The sequence below is a fragment of the Rhodococcus sp. LB1 genome (genome assembly GCF_001583455.1).
GTDB lineage: Bacteria > Actinomycetota > Actinomycetes > Mycobacteriales > Mycobacteriaceae > Rhodococcus_F > Rhodococcus_F opacus.
In genome coordinates, this window is sequence record NZ_LTCZ01000396.1 from 49,058 (window position 1) to 64,722 (window position 15,665).

General features: G+C 67.6%; 15 protein-coding genes. 12 read left to right on the forward strand and 3 right to left on the reverse strand.

Annotation, left to right across the window (positions count from 1 at the left end; genetic code table 11):
• From adh to AZG88_RS38040, 8 genes are all read left to right on the forward strand, one after another.
• Positions 1 to 1,524: an aldehyde dehydrogenase gene (adh, locus tag AZG88_RS38005; RefSeq protein WP_005239499.1), complete on the forward strand. Its 1,524-nt coding sequence runs from the start codon at positions 1 to 3 to the stop codon at positions 1,522 to 1,524.
• Positions 1,524 to 2,066, forward strand: a complete 543-nt coding sequence (locus tag AZG88_RS38010; protein WP_061041809.1) for a DUF779 domain-containing protein — start codon at positions 1,524 to 1,526, stop codon at positions 2,064 to 2,066. Before adh ends, AZG88_RS38010 begins: the two co-directional genes overlap by 1 nt.
• Before the next feature lie 154 nt (positions 2,067 to 2,220).
• Positions 2,221 to 3,675, forward strand: coding sequence for an ethanolamine permease (gene eat, locus AZG88_RS38015; RefSeq protein WP_061700627.1), 1,455 nt, complete (start codon positions 2,221 to 2,223; stop codon positions 3,673 to 3,675).
• Positions 3,672 to 5,084: an ethanolamine ammonia-lyase subunit EutB gene (locus AZG88_RS38020; RefSeq protein ID WP_061700628.1), complete on the forward strand. Its 1,413-nt coding sequence runs from the start codon at positions 3,672 to 3,674 to the stop codon at positions 5,082 to 5,084. The genes eat and AZG88_RS38020 overlap by 4 nt, the downstream gene beginning before the upstream one ends.
• Positions 5,081 to 5,848 (forward strand): ethanolamine ammonia-lyase subunit EutC, encoded by a 768-nt coding sequence (gene eutC / locus AZG88_RS38025; RefSeq protein ID WP_061700629.1) that lies wholly within the window; start codon positions 5,081 to 5,083, stop codon positions 5,846 to 5,848. Before AZG88_RS38020 ends, eutC begins: the two co-directional genes overlap by 4 nt.
• 78 nt (positions 5,849 to 5,926) lie before the next feature.
• Positions 5,927 to 6,472: a hypothetical protein gene (locus tag AZG88_RS38030; protein WP_061700630.1), complete on the forward strand. Its 546-nt coding sequence runs from the start codon at positions 5,927 to 5,929 to the stop codon at positions 6,470 to 6,472.
• Between the two features lie 120 nt (positions 6,473 to 6,592).
• Entirely contained in the window at positions 6,593 to 7,933 is a 1,341-nt protein-coding gene (locus AZG88_RS38035; RefSeq protein ID WP_061700631.1) for an MFS transporter, read from the forward strand.
• A gap of 161 nt (positions 7,934 to 8,094) precedes the next feature.
• On the forward strand, positions 8,095 to 9,732 hold the full coding sequence (locus tag AZG88_RS38040) for an AMP-binding protein (RefSeq protein WP_061700632.1): 1,638 nt from the start codon (positions 8,095 to 8,097) through the stop codon (positions 9,730 to 9,732).
• Positions 9,733 to 9,741: 9 nt separating this feature from the next.
• On the opposite strand, the gene AZG88_RS38045 is transcribed toward AZG88_RS38040, so the two are convergent.
• Entirely contained in the window at positions 9,742 to 10,239 is a 498-nt protein-coding gene (locus AZG88_RS38045) for an ankyrin repeat domain-containing protein (RefSeq protein ID WP_061700633.1), read from the reverse strand.
• A gap of 12 nt (positions 10,240 to 10,251) precedes the next feature.
• A complete protein-coding gene (locus AZG88_RS38050) occupies positions 10,252 to 10,836 on the reverse strand; it encodes a GlcG/HbpS family heme-binding protein (protein ID WP_061700634.1) in 585 nt (194 codons plus the stop codon).
• Positions 10,837 to 10,999: 163 nt separating this feature from the next.
• On the opposite strand from AZG88_RS38050, the gene AZG88_RS38055 reads away from it, so the two are divergent.
• The 3 genes from AZG88_RS38055 (at position 11,000) to AZG88_RS38065 (ending at position 13,243) form a co-directional block, all read left to right on the forward strand.
• Positions 11,000 to 12,202: a sensor histidine kinase gene (locus AZG88_RS38055; protein WP_061041816.1), complete on the forward strand. Its 1,203-nt coding sequence runs from the start codon at positions 11,000 to 11,002 to the stop codon at positions 12,200 to 12,202.
• Positions 12,199 to 12,825 carry a response regulator gene (locus AZG88_RS38060; RefSeq protein ID WP_061700654.1) on the forward strand — a complete coding sequence of 209 codons (627 nt, stop codon included), beginning with the start codon at positions 12,199 to 12,201 and terminating at the stop codon, positions 12,823 to 12,825. The genes AZG88_RS38055 and AZG88_RS38060 overlap by 4 nt, the downstream gene beginning before the upstream one ends.
• A 148-nt stretch (positions 12,826 to 12,973) precedes the next feature.
• Complete coding sequence (locus AZG88_RS38065; RefSeq protein WP_005239513.1) at positions 12,974 to 13,243, forward strand: GlsB/YeaQ/YmgE family stress response membrane protein; 270 nt, start codon at positions 12,974 to 12,976, stop codon at positions 13,241 to 13,243.
• Positions 13,244 to 13,350: 107 nt separating this feature from the next.
• Here AZG88_RS38065 and AZG88_RS38070 read toward each other — a convergent pair whose 3' ends face one another.
• The gene (locus tag AZG88_RS38070) at positions 13,351 to 13,956 is read right to left on the reverse strand and encodes an SACE_7040 family transcriptional regulator (RefSeq protein ID WP_005253821.1); all 606 of its coding nucleotides are present in this window, start codon (positions 13,954 to 13,956) and stop codon (positions 13,351 to 13,353) included.
• Positions 13,957 to 14,071: 115 nt separating this feature from the next.
• Here AZG88_RS38070 and AZG88_RS38075 point away from each other — a divergent pair, with 115 nt between their 5' ends.
• On the forward strand, positions 14,072 to 15,661 hold the full coding sequence (locus AZG88_RS38075) for a carboxyl transferase domain-containing protein (protein WP_061700635.1): 1,590 nt from the start codon (positions 14,072 to 14,074) through the stop codon (positions 15,659 to 15,661).
• Positions 15,662 to 15,665: the final 4 nt, after the last annotated feature.

Below are 15,665 nucleotides of genomic sequence, written 5' to 3' on the forward strand. Positions count from 1 at the left end.
ATGACCGTGTATGCCCGCCCGGGTTCGCCGGACGCCGTCATGTCCTTCCAATCGCGTTACGACAACTGGATCGGCGGCCAGTGGGTTGCGCCCGTCAAGGGCCAGTACTTCGAGAATCCGACACCCGTCACCGGGCAGCCGTTCTGTGAGGTCGCGCGTTCGACGTCGGAGGACATCGAACTTGCGCTCGACGCCGCACACGCTGCGGCTCCGGCCTGGGGTAAGACGTCGGTGGCCGAGCGCGCCATCATCCTGAACAAGATCGCGGACCGCATCGAGGAGAACCTCGAGTCCATCGCGCTCGCCGAGTCCTGGGACAACGGCAAGCCGATCCGCGAGACCCTGAACGCCGACATTCCGTTGGCCATCGACCACTTCCGCTACTTCGCCGGCGCGATCCGGGCGCAGGAAGGTGCACTGTCGGAGATCGACTCCGACACCGTCGCCTACCACTTCCACGAGCCGCTCGGCGTCGTCGGCCAGATCATCCCCTGGAACTTCCCGATCCTCATGGCCGTGTGGAAGCTCGCTCCCGCACTCGCCGCGGGCAACGCGGTCGTTCTCAAGCCGGCCGAGCAGACCCCGGCGTCGATCCTGCATCTGATCTCCGTCATCGGCGACCTGCTGCCCGCCGGTGTGGTGAACATCGTCAACGGCTTCGGTGTGGAGGCGGGCAAGCCGCTCGCCTCGAGCCCGCGGATCCGGAAGATCGCGTTCACCGGTGAGACCACCACGGGTCGGCTCATCATGCAGTACGCGTCGCAGAACCTGATCCCGGTCACCCTCGAACTCGGTGGCAAGAGCCCCAACATCTTCTTCTCCGACGTTCTGTCCTCCAATGACGACTACCAGGACAAGGCGCTCGAGGGCTTCACGATGTTCGCCCTCAACCAGGGCGAGGTGTGCACCTGCCCGTCGCGTTCGCTGATCCAGGAGGACATCTTCGACGAGTTCCTCGCGATGGCGGCCATCCGCACCAAGGCCGTCCGCCAGGGCGACCCGCTCGACACCGACACGATGATCGGCGCGCAGGCCTCGAACGATCAGCTCGAAAAGATCCTGTCGTACATCGAGATCGGCAAGGGCGAAGGCGCCAAGGTCGTCACCGGCGGTGAGCGCGCCGAACTCGGCGGCGATCTGTCCGGCGGCTACTACGTGCAGCCGACGATCTTCACCGGTCAGAACAAGATGCGGATCTTCCAGGAGGAGATCTTCGGTCCGGTCGTCTCCGTCACGTCGTTCAAGGACTACGACCAGGCCATCGAGATCGCCAACGACACGCTGTACGGCCTCGGCGCCGGCGTGTGGTCGCGGGACGGTGGCGTCGCCTACCGGGCCGGACGTGACATCCAGGCCGGCCGCGTGTGGACCAACACGTACCACCAGTACCCCGCGCACGCCGCGTTCGGTGGCTACAAGCAGTCCGGCATCGGCCGCGAGAACCACCTGATGATGCTCGAGCACTACCAACAGACGAAGAACCTGCTGGTCAGCTACGCCCAGAAGGCTCAGGGCTTCTTCTGATGGACGCAGCCCGGGCGCCTCAGCGCCTGAAGGCAACCGTCGGGGCGGTGGAGCTTCTCCGCCGCCTCGGCGGTACCCACGGGGCGCTGATGATGCATCAGTCCGGCGGGTGCTGCGACGGCTCCGCGCCGATGTGTTACCCCGACGGTGAATTCATCGTCGGCGACCGCGACGTGCTGCTCGGCGTCCTCGACCTGCGTCTCGGTGTCGGGGAGACTCCGTCCACCCGGGCCGAGGGTGCCGATGCCGTGCCCGTGTGGATCTCCGGTTCGCAGTTCGAAGCGTGGAAGCACACTCAGCTGGTGCTCGACGTGGTGCCCGGTCGCGGATCGGGTTTCAGCCTGGAAAGTCCCGAAGGCATGCGCTTTCTCAGTCGTGCACGTGCCTTCACCCCGGAGGAGAACGCCAGCCTCGCCGCGGAGGAGGTCATCGTGGGCCAGCAGTGGGAGCAGGGCTGGAGGCCCGCGCCGTCCCTCGAACCGCAGGTGGTCGCCGAAGCCGTCGACGCATGTCCCGTGCCCGCCCGCCGCCCGGTCCCATAGCACCCGAAGCGCGCTACGACCCAGGTTTTTACGTCGCGGTCACGTTCTGCTGACACGACGTGTACACAACTCGTTCACCATTGGCCTCGGCCGTTCGATTCCGCTCCCCGAGCGGTGCGGGCGAGGCACCATTCGGATCGACGTAGGGGACGGAATGTCACTCGTAGAACCATCCAAGAATTCCGGAACCGGTCAACATCACGATGCTGCCGATTTCCACTCGGAAGACAGCAGCTATCTGGAAAAACGCACGCTCCGTAAGGGTTCGGCGGGCTGGGTGCTGCTCGCCGGCCTCGGTGTCAGCTACGTGATCTCCGGCGACTACGCCGGATGGAACAACGGACTGGCCGAGGGCGGATTCGGCGGCCTGCTGATCGCCGGTGTCGTCATCGCCGGCATGTACCTGGCCATGGTGCTGGGCATGGCCGAGATGTCGTCCGCCCTGCCCGCCGCCGGCGGCGGTTACACGTTCGCGCGGCGCGCACTCGGGCCGTGGGGCGGATTCGCCACCGGCACGGCCATTCTCATCGAATACGCGATCGCGCCCGCCGCCATCGCGACCTTCATCGGCAGCTACGTCGAGTCACTGAACCTGTTCGGTATCACCGACGGGTGGTGGGTGTACCTGGCGGTCTACGCCATCTTCATCGGAATCCATCTGACCGGCGCCGGCGAGGCACTCAAGGCCATGTTCGTCATCACGGCGATCGCACTGGTCGGTCTCGTGATCTTCGCGGTATCCGCGATCGGTCTGTTCGACGCGGGCAACCTCACCGACATCACCGCGACCGATGCGGTGGGCGCGTCGAGTTTCCTGCCCTTCGGCGCATTCGGAATCTGGGCGGCCGTCCCGTTCGCCATCTGGTTCTTCCTCGCCGTCGAAGGCGTGCCGCTGGCCGCGGAGGAAGCCCGCGAGCCGGAGAAGAACGTGCCGCGCGGAATCATCATCAGCATGCTCATCCTCATCGTCACGGGGGCAACTGTCCTGTTCCTCGCCACCGGAGCGCTGGGTGCCGAGGCCCTGTCGACGTCCGGCAATCCGCTGGTCGAGGCGCTCGGTGACGGAACCGCGGCGAAGGTCGTCAACTACATCGGACTGGCCGGCCTCGTCGCCAGCTTCTTCTCGATCATGTACGCCTACTCGCGGCAGACGTTCGCGCTGTCCCGCGCCGGCTACCTCCCGACGAGTCTGTCGATCACCAATTCGCGGAAGGCGCCCACGCTCGCCCTCATCGTGCCGGGTGTCATCGGGTTCGTGCTGTCGCTCACCGGTGAAGGCGCGATGCTGCTGAACATGGCGGTGTTCGGTGCGGCCGTCAGCTACGTGCTGATGATGGTCAGCCACATCGTCCTCCGCAGGCGTGAGCCGGAGATGAAGCGCCCGTACCGCACCCCGGGCGGCATCGTCACCACGTCGTTCGCACTCGTCATCGCGGCCGCCGCGGTGATCGCCACCTTCCTCGTCGATCCGGTCGCCGCACTCTGGACGCTGATCGCGTTCGCGGCCTTCATGGCGTACTTCGGCCTGTACAGCCGCCACCATCTCGTTGCCAATTCCCCCGACGAGGAGTTTGCTGTTCTTGCACAGGCGGAAGAAGAACTCGAATGACCACCTACAGTCACGGAGTCGCGGGAACCGGGTACACGTTCGACGGTCTCGTCGACCTGATGGCCAAGGCGACACCGCTCCGCAGCGGCGACGAGCTGGCCGGGTGCGCGGCGTCCTCCGACGCCGAACGCGCCGCCGCGCAGTGGGCGCTGGCCGACGTCCCGCTCGGCACGTTTCTGAACGAACTCGTCGTTCCCTACGAGGACGACGAGGTCACGAGGCTCATCATCGACTCGCACGACCGGGTCGCGTTCGGCGAGATCTCCCATCTCACCGTCGGCGGCCTGCGCGACTGGCTGCTGGACGTCGCGGCGCGGGACGGTGCGGCCGAGACGTTCCGCCGCGTCGCCCCGGGGCTCACCCCGGAGATGGTCGCGGCGGTCAGCAAGATCATGCGCAACCAGGACCTCATCGCGGTCGCGCGGGCCGTCACCGTCACCGCGGGGTTCCGGACGACGCTCGGCGTACCGGGACACCTGGGAACCCGGCTGCAGCCCAACCATCCCACCGACGACCCGCGCGGAATCGCGGCCGCCACGCTCGACGGCCTGCTGCTCGGCTGCGGTGACGCCGTGATCGGAATCAACCCGGCCACCGATTCGCCGCACGCCACCGCGGAATTGCTCCACCTGCTCGACGACATCCGTCAGCGCTTCGACATTCCGGCGCAGTCGTGCGTGCTGTCGCACGTGACCACCACGATGGGCCTGATCGAGGAAGGCGTCCCCGTCGACCTCGTGTTCCAGTCCATCGCCGGAACTCAGGGGGCCAATTCCAGTTTCGGCGTGAACATCTCGCTGCTCCGTGAGGCCAACGCGGCCGGCCGTTCCCTGAAACGCGGCACCGTCGGCGACAACGTCATGTATCTCGAAACGGGTCAGGGTTCGGCGCTCAGTGCGGGCGCCCACCTCGGCACGGGTGGCAGGCCTGTCGACCAGCAGACCCTCGAGACCAGGGCGTACGCGGTGGCCCGTGATCTCGAACCACTGCTGATCAACACGGTGGTCGGTTTCATCGGTCCGGAGTACCTGTACGACGGCAAGCAGATCATCAGGGCCGGGCTCGAGGATCACTTCTGCGGAAAGCTCCTGGGCCTGCCGATGGGTGTCGACGTCTGCTACACCAATCACGCCGAAGCCGACCAGGACGACATGGACACGCTGCTCACCCTGCTCGGTGTCGCAGGCGCGGCCTTCGTCATCGCGGTACCCGGCGCGGACGACGTCATGCTCGGGTACCAGAGTCTGTCGTTCCACGACGCGTTGTACGTACGTCAGGTGCTCGGACTCAGACCGGCACCGGAATTCGAGGACTGGATGCGCCGTCTCGGCATGGTCGACGACGCGGGACGGGTCCTGCCGGTCGACGCCGCGGCGTCGCCGCTGCGGGCGCTGACGGTGGCACGATGAGCGATCCTGTGGTGCACGACTTCTGGGCGGAACTGCGGGCCACGACGCAGGCGCGTATCGGACTCGGCCGCACAGGTGACGCCCTGCCCACGCAGCGCGTCCTCGAGTTCCGGTCGGCGCACGCCGCCGCACGTGACGCCGTCCACCAGCCGCTCGACGCGGAGGCGCTGGCCGAGCAGGTCGAGGCCGTGGGCCTGGGCAGGCCGGTGGTCGTCACGAGTCAGGCGTCGGACCGCAGCGAATATCTGCGGCGGCCCGACCTGGGCCGCACGCCGGCCGACCTGTCCGCGGTTCCCGGGGGAACGGCCGAGGTGGGGTTCGTTCTCGCCGACGGGTTGTCGCCCCGGGCGCTCACCGATCACGGGGTGTCCCTGCTGTCCGCTCTGGTCGACGAGTTCGGCGGGACGTACTCGCTGGCGCCGCCGGTGATCGCGACCCAGGCCCGGGTGGCGCTCGGAGACCACATCGCGCAGGCACTGGGCGTGCAGACGCTGGTCCTGCTGATCGGGGAGCGGCCCGGACTGTCGGTGGCCGACAGTGTCGGCGTCTACCTCACGCACCTCCCGCGTCCCGGACGCACCGACGCGGACCGGAACTGCGTGTCCAACATCCACCCACCCGAGGGGCTCGGCTACGAACTCGCGGCCCGCGTCGTGGCGGGTCTCGTGTCCGGCGCCAGGAAACTGGGCCGGTCCGGGGTGGAGTTGAAGGACACGTCCCGCGCGGATGCGCTCGCCGCCCCCTCGGAGATCCTCGAACTGTAGTCGTGTTATCTAAAGGGCGGCAGGTCCGGCCGGACCTGCGGAGAACCGCCCTGGACGGGGTGTGACGAGGAGAGATCTATGGCCTTCGCTGGCAATGTGGACGAGTTGGCCCTGCTGCAGGCGGTCCGGTTGAAAGAGCAGGTCAGCGCGACTGTTCTGGCCGAGCATCTCGGTGTGAGCGCCGCGTCCGCGCAGGCCGCCTACGACGCGCTGCTGACCCAGGGCAAGGCGCAGGAAGTGTCGGACGGCCGGATCGGGCTCACCGAGGCCGGACGCTCGGAGCTAGAGGATCAGCTCGACGCCGAGCGGGTGTCCATCGACGAGGACTCCATCGCGGAGGTGTACGAGAGCTTCGTGCCGTTCCACGAGGAGTTCGTCGGACTGATCGATTCGGCCGACGCCGATCAGCTGGCCGACCTGGACCGCCGTGCGTCGGTCGTGTTCGACGACCTGTCGGCGTTCGTGCCCCGGTTGTCCCGCTACCAGGACCTGTTCGCCGACGCCCTCGCGAAAGTCGCTGCGGGGGAGACGAAGTGGATCTCGGAACCCGTGATCGACTCGTACGCCACCGTGTGGGCCGAACTCCGTAAGGAGCTGCTCGGCGCGTCCGGCACCGCCGAGTGACGTGACACGCGTCACCACCCCCCTATTCGGGGGTGGTGACGCAGTGAGCCGGATCACTACTTTTCCTCTCATCCGGGATACGCCCACCAGGGTGTTCCCCACGGACCACGGAGGAATCGAGTGACCACAGTCTCCAACTCGGGTGCGGGCGCCCCCCACGCCCCCACACCGGTGCGCCAGGGCGGTACCAGCGTCCGCAAGGTGGCCATCGCCAGCGGCATCGGCACGACCATCGAGTTCTACGACTTCTTCATCTACGGCACCGCCGCAGCCCTGGTGTTCCCCACGGTGTTCTTTCCCGCCCTCGGCTCCACCGCCGGCACCGTCGCCTCCTTCGCGACCTTCGCCGTCGCGTTCGTCGCCAGGCCCGTGGGTGCCATGCTGTTCGGCCACTACGGTGACCGGATCGGACGTAAGAAGACGCTGATCTCCACGCTCATCCTGATGGGTGTCTCGACGTTCCTGATCGGCCTGCTGCCCGGCGCCGAGACGATCGGGGTCGCGGCCCCGATCCTGCTGGTGCTGCTGCGTTTCGGTCAGGGATTCGCGGTCGGCGGCGAGTGGGCGGGCGCCACGCTGCTGACGGCGGAATACGCACCCCCGGGCAAGCGCGGTCTGTACGCGATGTTCCCGCAGCTCGGCCCCGCGGTGGCCTTCATCCTCTCCAGTGCCACGTTCCTCGTCACCGGCACCCTGCTCGGCGACACCAACGAGGTCTTCCTCGAATACGGGTGGCGGATTCCCTTCCTGTTCAGTGCCGTCCTGGTCGGCATCGGCCTCTACATGCGACTGGCGATCGAGGAGACACCGGTGTTCCGTGCGGCCCAGCAGGCCGACCGTGCCGACGCGACCCCGCGGACCCTCCCGCTGATGGACGCCTGGCGGTACCAGACCAAGGAGATCCTCCTCTCGGCCGGCGCGCTCGCGACACTGTTCGCGTTCTTCTACATGGGCACAGCGTTTCTCACCAGCTACGGCACGAAGACTCTCGGGTTCAGCCGCTCGTTCGTGCTGACGGTCGGGATCGCCTCGGCCGTGGTCTTCGGATTCACGATCGTCGTCTCCGCTCTGTACTCGGACCGGATCGGGCGTCGACGGGTCATCATGATCTCCTGCGGACTGGCCGTCGTGTGGGCGCTCGCGCTGTTCCCGCTGCTCGACACCGGTTCACCCGTCGCGTTCACGATCGGCGTGATGGTCACGCTCGCCATCTTCGGAATTGCCTACGGCCCCTGCGGGGCGCTGCTTCCGGAAATGTTCCAGACGCGCTACCGCTACACCGGCGCCGGCCTCGGCTACAACCTCGCCGGAGTGCTCGGCGGCGCCGTGCCGCCGCTGATCGCCGCACCCCTGGCGTCCGCGTACGGCAGCGCCGCGATCGGCGTGCTGCTCGCCGTCCTCGGCGTGGTCAGCCTGCTGTGCACGAAGGCCCTGGTGGAAACGAAAGACGACGCGCTCTGACAGGGCCGGCGAGGGGTGTCCGGACTTCGCACAGATACCGGCGCCCCTCGCCGTGCAGTATGCCCTGGATCACATCAACCAAGAGTAAGTTCGACCGCGGAAGGGCCTTCGGGTCTGCCCGTCCCGTAGGTGCCCGAACGGGCTCCTGGAGAGGAAGAGTGATGACAACCCCGCTTCCCAGTTACACCAACGGCGTGTGGGACGCCCCGATGCTCGGCGACACGATCGGAGACAACTTCGACCGGACGGTGGCAGCCCACGCCGATCGTGACGCCCTGGTCGACCGGCCCTCGGGGCGGCGGTGGACATACGCGGAGCTGAGGCGGGACGTCGACGCCGTGGCGGTGGGGTTGCTGAAGCGGGGTATCGGGAAGGGCGACCGGGTCGGGATCTGGGCGCCGAACTGCCCGGAGTGGACGCTGATCCAGTTCGCGACGGCCAAGATCGGCGCCGTGCTCGTCAACATCAACCCCGCCTACCGGGCGCACGAGTTGAAGTACGTGCTCGATCAGGCCGGTATCCGTCTGCTGGTGTCGGCGCCCGAGTTCAAGTCCTCCGACTACGCGGGCATGATCGAGGAGGTTCGGCCGCAGTGCCCCGACCTCGAGATGGTGGTGCTCCTCGGCAGTGCCGAGTGGAGCAAGCTGGCGTCGGACGGAAAGGCTGTGCACGCCGCCGACCCCTCCCTGCTGCCCGCCGCGCAGGCGGCCCTGTCCTCGGACGACCCGATCAATATCCAATACACCTCGGGGACAACCGGATTCCCCAAGGGTGCGACGCTCAGCCACCACAACATCCTGAACAACGGATACTTCGTCGGCGAGCTGTGCCACTACACGGAGAACGACCGCGTCTGCATCCCGGTGCCGTTCTACCACTGCTTCGGCATGGTGATGGGCAACCTGGCGTGCACGAGTCACGGCGCGACCATGGTCATCCCCGGACCCTCCTTCGACCCGAAAGCCACGCTGCAGGCCGTCGAAGCGGAGAAGTGCACATCTCTGTACGGGGTGCCGACGATGTTCATCGCCGAACTCGCCGAACCGGACTTCGCATCGTTCGACCTGTCGAGCCTGCGGACCGGAATCATGGCCGGATCACCCTGCCCGGTGGAGGTGATGAAGCAGGTCATCGAACAGATGGGGATGGCCGAGGTCTCCATCTGTTACGGCATGACCGAGACGTCCCCGGTGTCGCTGCAGACCCGGTCGGACGACACGATCGATCAGCGCGTGTCGACGGTCGGCCGCGTCGGTCCGCATCTCGAGGTCAAGATCGTCGATCCGGCAACGGGACTGACCGTTCCGCGGGGCACGCCGGGCGAACTCTGCACCCGGGGATACTCGGTGATGCTCGGGTACTGGAACAACCCGGAGAAGACCGCCGAAGCGATCGACGCCGGACGGTGGATGCACACCGGTGACATCGGTGTGATGGATTCCGACGGCTACGTCGCGATCACCGGGCGGATCAAGGACATGGTCATCCGCGGCGGCGAGAACGTCTATCCCCGCGAGATCGAGGAGTTCCTGTACACGCATCCGGACATCCTCGACGCCCAGGTCATCGGGGTGCCGGACGCGAAGTACGGCGAGGAACTGATGGTATGGGTGCGGATGAAGGACGGTGCCGAACCCCTGGACGCGGCCAAGGTGCGCGAATTCTGCACCGGCAAGCTCGCCCACTACAAGATCCCGAAGTACGTGCACGTCGTGGACGAGTTCCCGATGACCGTGACGGGCAAGGTGCGCAAGGTCGAGATGCGCGAGCAGTCCCTCGACCTGATCGGGCGCACCTGACCCGCCTCGTCACCTGGCTCGCAGCAACGTCGCGACGGCGTCCTGCCCGCGTCGCTCGGCATTCTGCAGGGCCGTCCGTCCGTCCGCGTCCGCGATGGACGGATCGGCGCCCGCGTCGAGCAGCAGGCGGACGACGTCCTGATAGCGGTCGGAGCCGTCGCCGTAGACCACGGCCTCGAGCAGGGCAGTCCAGCCCGGCCCGTTGACGTGGTCTACCGGCACACCCGCCTCGATCAGCATCCGCACGGTGTCGACGTGGCCGTGCTCGGCCGCCGGGATCAGCGCGGTTCCGCCGAACCGATTGGTGCTGGTGACGTCGGCTCCCCGCTCGAGGGTGAGCGCGAGAATCTCGTTCAGTCCCTCCGCGCCGGCATACAGGAACGCCGAGTCCTCGCGCGCGTTTTTCGCGTTGACATCTGCTCCGGCGTCGATCAGTGCCCGCGCGGTGGCGACGTCGTCACGGGCGACGGCGTCGAACAGCGCGCGTTCCAGTTCGGGCGTCGACACGGGGGCGGCTCTTCAACCCAGCGCCCCGGCGATCGCGTCGAGCCCGGCGGCCGCGCACGCCTGATCCCGTATTCCGTCGGGAGCGCCGCCGACGCCGATACCCGCGATCGACCCGCCGGCCGACTTCACGCTCACGCCGCCGGCGAGGAACAACGTGCCGGGAAGGTCGGCAACCGTCGCGCCGTCGCCCTTGGCCCGTTCGCTCAGATCGCTGGTGTTCGCGCCGAACGCGGCAGCGGTGTACGCCTTCTGACGGGCCGCCTCCACGGTGTGCTGAGCCGCGTTGTCCCCGCGCAGCATGGCCTGCACGTTGCCGGCGCGATCGACCACCGACACGGTGACGAAGCCGAGCCCGTCGGCCTGGCACTTCGCGAGCGCCGCCTGCGCGGCGACCTGCGCAGTGCCGATACCGAGACGGTTCTGGCTCACCACGCCGTCCGCACCGTCGATCGGAGCCGGTGCAGCGGCCGTCGCGACCGGAGTGGACGCCGGACTCGCCTCGTCGGACGCGGACGTGCCGCACGCCGAGGTGGCGACGATCGCGGCGAGCGGGACGGTGATCGCCAGAATGCGGGGCAGGCGGCGGAAGGTGCGCATCGGAAGGCCTTTCGGGAAGTGACGAGCTGACGTGACCAGCCTGGCCCGGCGGTGCCGGTGACCGCATCGGGCCGACGGCGCTCCCGAACTCATCCGTCCGGCCCCGGCAGATCATCCGAACGGTTGATCCGCGACCCACGGCAGATCCGTAGGATCAATCGACGTGACGACACCTGTGGACGGAGTGGACAGGTCGGACGGCGCGGGTCTGCGCGGCCCGCTCGCTACCGCCATCCATGTGTCGTTCTACGTCCTCCTCGCGACGTCGACGGCGCGGTATCTGACCTACCACGGAGTGAGCGGGCAGTTCGTCGTGGTGGTCGCGTTGATTGCCGCGCTCGCCGCGTTGTACACGGTCACCGCCGTGGTCGCACGGCGGGAAGGCGTATGGGAACCGTGGGTGTGGCCGGTCCTGACGACGTGGGCAGTGCTCGTCTGGCTCGCGCCGAGTTTCGCCTGGTGCGCGTTTCCCATGTTCTTTCTGTGCACGAGGGCCTACCCGAGTCGGATCGCGTACCCGGTCGTCGGGGTTCTCGCCGTGCTCACGTCGCTGGCGTTCTTCACCTTCTCCGGCCGCAGCGAGTGGGCGGTGCTGGTCGGACCGCTGTGCACCGGAGCGCTGATCGTCATGGCGTACAGCCAGATCGAGCGGGACGGCCGGGAACGGGTGCGACTGCTCCGCCAGGTGGCGGAGACCCGGTCCCGGCTCGCGGAGACCGAGCGGGAGGCGGGAATGCTCGCCGAACGCGAACGACTGGCCCGCGAGATCCACGACACCGTGACACAGGGACTGACCAGCAGCCTGCTTCGGCTCGAGGCGGCCGAGCAGATCTGGGCGCAGGCAGATCCGCGGACGGAGGCGCGAGCACGCGAGGACGTCCGCGTGGCGACCGGAACATTGCGCGAGAACCTGGCGGAAACGCGCAGTCTCGTGCACCATCTCGCGGCGCCCAACCTGGAATCCCAGCCGATCGACGCGGCACTGCTCGCTGCCGCGCGTACCCACCATCCGCGGGCGGAGCTCCGGATCGTGGGTAGTCCGATCGCGATTCCGGCGGAGGTGACGCACGCGCTGCTGCGGATCACCCAGAGCGCCGTGTCCAATATTGCCCGGCACGCGCACGCCGAGACCGTGGGTGTCACGTTGACGTATCTTCCGGATGCCGTCGCACTCGACATCTTCGACGACGGCACCGGTTTCGAACCCGCGCCCACCGGATCTCCCTCGGCGCGCGGCGGATACGGACTACGCGCGATGCGCAGTCGCGTCGAGCAACTGGGCGGCACGTTCACCGTCGAGAGCGCACCGGGCGAGGGCACCGTGGTGGCCGCTCAGATACCGTGCGCGAGAGGGACCGCGGCATGACGACCGTGACCGTCCTGCTGGTCGACGACCACGTGGTCGTTCGGGCCGGGCTGCGAGCGCTTCTCGACTCGCAGCCGGACATCGAGGTGATCGCCGAGGCGGGCACGGGGGAGGCGGCCGTCGACGCCGTGACCACATTCCGGCCGCAGCTCGTGACGATGGATCTCGCCCTCGGCGCCGGTATCGACGGGGTGGAGGCCATTCGCCGCATCCGGCAGGTCGATCGGAACCTGCCGGTGCTGGTGTTCACGACGTACGACACGGATGCCGACGTGGTGCGCGCCATCGATGCCGGTGCCATCGGATACCTCCTGAAGGATTCGACACCCCAGGAGATCTTCGCGGCCGTGCGCGGCGCGGCCGCCGGCCAGAGTGTGCTGTCGCCGCCCGTCGCGTCGCGACTACTGCAGCAGATGCAGCGCCCCGAGGAGGCTCTCACGCCGCGGGAGGCCGAACTGCTGACTCTGCTGGCCATGGGCATGACGAACAAGGAGCTCGGCAAAGCCCTCTTCATCAGCGAGGCGACGGTCAAGACCCACCTCGCCCACATCTACGCGAAGCTCGGCGTCGACACCCGGGCCGCAGCGGTGTCCGTAGCCCTGCGACGGCAGGGCATTCGCTGAACCGGCGGGGTTCACAGCGGTACGCCGCATGAACCTTTTGGCAACGATTTGCCGAAGCCCTGTCGAACGGGTGTCCAGGTGGTTATGTTCGAAAAGAGCGGTGACCTTCCGCTCGCACCATGAATTGCGTGTTGAGAGGACAAGGGCCATGGTCGGCAACATCATCGGCACCATCATCTTCGGTGCGGTCATCGGCGTTCTGGCGCGTCTCGTGATTCCGGGAAAGCAGGCGATGGGGTGGGTCATCACCGTCGTCCTCGGCATCATCGGCGCGCTGATCGGGTACTGGGTGTGGGAGGGGCTCCTCGACAAGGGGGACACCGGCGGGATCGACTGGATCCGGTGGATCATCAGCATCGCCGTGGCGGCCGTGCTGACCCTCGGATACACCTCGATGACGAGCAAGAACAGGGTGTAGACGCCACATCGCACCGTCAAGAGAAGGGCCCCGTCCGGTCAGGGCGGGGCCCTTCTGCGGCTTCGCCGCCCGTGAGTACTTGTTAACCGCCCGTGGTTGACAACTACTCACGGGCGCAGGCAGAGAAGCGTCATGTCGCGCAGCACTTTCCGGGTGCGCGAGGGGGTGGTGGGATCGGCGCTGTGCGGGGTCGAGTTGATGAGCCCGAACGTGGCGTGCGCCTTGGTGCGGGCGTCCGTCTCGTCCAGTGACGTGTCCACCTGCAGCAGCACCTTCACCCAGATCTCCACGTAGCGCCGCTGCGTCTGCCGGACCTCCCGGCGGGCCTCGGCGGGCAGGCTCTCCAGGTCCCGGTCCTGGATGCGAATGAGGTCGGGTTCGCCGAGCGCGAAGTCCAGGTGGAAGTCGATCAGACCCTCCAGGGCCGCTTCCGGGGAGGCGGCCTCCGCGACGACGAGCGACCCGCCTTCGAGCAGTCGCGTGCTGATTCCGACGAGCAGTTCGACGAGCACGGCGTCCTTGTTGGGGAAGTGCCGGTACACGGCCGGGCCGCTGATTCCCGCGGCGGAACCGAGGTCCTCGAGGCGGACGCCGAGGAAGCCCCGTTCGGCGATGAGGCGGGCGGCGGCCTCGAGCAGTTGGCGGCGACGATCCGCCTTCATCTGCTCCCGGCGCGTGATCGGCGCTTCGGCGCCGTCGACGTCTGTGGTCATCGCCTTGCTCTTTCTCGGATGTGGTCTGGACAACTCAGTTAATCACAGTTATCTTAGATTCAGTTATCGAGTATTAACTCACTCGGCACGGGCGTCAAGACGAGAGGGCGGCAGGATGGCACTGAGCGGAACCACTGCACGGGAGGGCTACCGGGCAGAGCACACGAAATTGGTGGACGAGCTGAAGTCGAGGCTGGCTGTGGCCGCGCTCGGCGGCAGCGAGAAGTCGCGCGAGCGGCACGTCAGCCGAGGCAAGCTCCTGCCCCGCGATCGAGTGGACACCCTGCTCGACCCCGGCAGCCCGTTCCTCGAGATCTCCCCGCTCGCGGCGAACGGCCTGTACGACGACGAGTGCCCCGGAGCGGGCGTGATCGCCGGCATCGGCCGGGTGTCCGGCCGGGAATGCGTGATCGTCGCCAACGACGCGACCGTCAAGGGCGGCACCTACTACCCGATGACGGTGAAGAAGCACCTGCGGGCGCAGGAGATCGCGCTGCAGAACCAGCTGCCGTGCATCTACCTCGTCGACTCCGGCGGCGCGTTCCTGCCGAGGCAGGACGAGGTGTTCCCGGACCGCGAGCACTTCGGCCGCATCTTCTACAACCAGGCGACGATGAGCGCGCAGGGCATCCCGCAGATCGCGGCGGTCCTCGGCTCGTGCACCGCCGGCGGCGCCTACGTGCCCGCGATGAGCGACGAGGCCGTCATCGTCCGCAACCAGGGCACCATCTTCCTGGGCGGTCCGCCGCTGGTGAAGGCTGCCACCGGTGAGGTCGTGACAGCGGAGGAACTCGGCGGCGGCGACCTGCACTCGAAGGTCTCCGGCGTCACCGACCACCTCGCGGAGGACGACCAGGACGCGCTGCGGATCGTGCGGAACATCGTCGCGACCCTCGGCCCGCGCGCCGAGCGGCCGTGGGACGTGATCAGCGCCGTCCCCGCGTCGGCGCCGCAGACCGAGCTCTACGACGTGGTCCCCACCGACCCGCGCACCCCGTACGACGTCCACGAGGTCATCGACCGGATCGTGGACGGCGGCGAGTTCCAGGAGTTCAAGGCGGAGTACGGCAAGACCCTGGTCACCGGTTTCGCGCACGTCGAGGGCCACCCGGTCGGCATCGTCGCCAACAACGGCGTGCTGTTCGCCGAGTCCGCGATGAAGGGCGCGCATTTCATCGAACTGTGCGACAAGCGCAAGATTCCGCTTCTGTTCCTGCAGAACATCGCCGGTTTCATGGTCGGCCGCGACTACGAGGCCGGCGGCATCGCCAAGCACGGCGCCAAGATGGTGACCGCGGTGGCGTGCGCCCGGGTTCCCAAGCTGACCGTCGTGATCGGCGGCTCCTACGGTGCGGGCAACTACTCGATGTGCGGGCGGGCGTACTCGCCGCGGTTCCTGTGGATGTGGCCGAACGCCCGGATCTCCGTGATGGGCGGAGAGCAGGCGGCGTCGGTGCTCTCGACGGTGCGCAGCGAGCAACTCGACAGCGCGGGCAACCCGTGGTCGGCAGAGGACGAAGAAGCGTTCAAGGCGCCGATCCGCGAGCAGTACGAGGCGCAGGGCAATCCGTACTACTCGACGGCCAGGCTGTGGGACGACGGCATCATCGACCCCGCCGATACCAGAACTGTTCTCGGACTGGCGCTCTCGGTGTGTGCGAACGCGCCGGTCGAGCCGGTCTCCTACGGCGTTTTCCGGATGTGAGTGG

Excerpts from the sequence above, each read along its gene's own strand:
- adh (WP_005239499.1), top strand. The coding sequence starts at position 1 with ATGACCGTGTATGCCCGCCCGGGTTCGCCGGACGCCGTCATGTCCTTC.
- AZG88_RS38010 (WP_061041809.1), top strand. The coding sequence starts at position 1,524 with ATGGACGCAGCCCGGGCGCCTCAGCGCCTGAAGGCAACCGTCGGGGCG.
- eat (WP_061700627.1), top strand. The coding sequence starts at position 2,221 with ATGTCACTCGTAGAACCATCCAAGAATTCCGGAACCGGTCAACATCAC.
- AZG88_RS38020 (WP_061700628.1), top strand. The coding sequence starts at position 3,672 with ATGACCACCTACAGTCACGGAGTCGCGGGAACCGGGTACACGTTCGAC.
- eutC (WP_061700629.1), top strand. The coding sequence starts at position 5,081 with ATGAGCGATCCTGTGGTGCACGACTTCTGGGCGGAACTGCGGGCCACG.
- AZG88_RS38030 (WP_061700630.1), top strand. The coding sequence starts at position 5,927 with ATGGCCTTCGCTGGCAATGTGGACGAGTTGGCCCTGCTGCAGGCGGTC.
- AZG88_RS38040 (WP_061700632.1), top strand. The coding sequence starts at position 8,095 with ATGACAACCCCGCTTCCCAGTTACACCAACGGCGTGTGGGACGCCCCG.
- AZG88_RS38050 (WP_061700634.1), bottom strand. The coding sequence starts at position 10,836 with ATGCGCACCTTCCGCCGCCTGCCCCGCATTCTGGCGATCACCGTCCCG.
- AZG88_RS38060 (WP_061700654.1), top strand. The coding sequence starts at position 12,199 with ATGACGACCGTGACCGTCCTGCTGGTCGACGACCACGTGGTCGTTCGG.
- AZG88_RS38065 (WP_005239513.1), top strand. The coding sequence starts at position 12,974 with ATGGTCGGCAACATCATCGGCACCATCATCTTCGGTGCGGTCATCGGC.
- AZG88_RS38070 (WP_005253821.1), bottom strand. The coding sequence starts at position 13,956 with ATGACCACAGACGTCGACGGCGCCGAAGCGCCGATCACGCGCCGGGAG.
- AZG88_RS38075 (WP_061700635.1), top strand. The coding sequence starts at position 14,072 with ATGGCACTGAGCGGAACCACTGCACGGGAGGGCTACCGGGCAGAGCAC.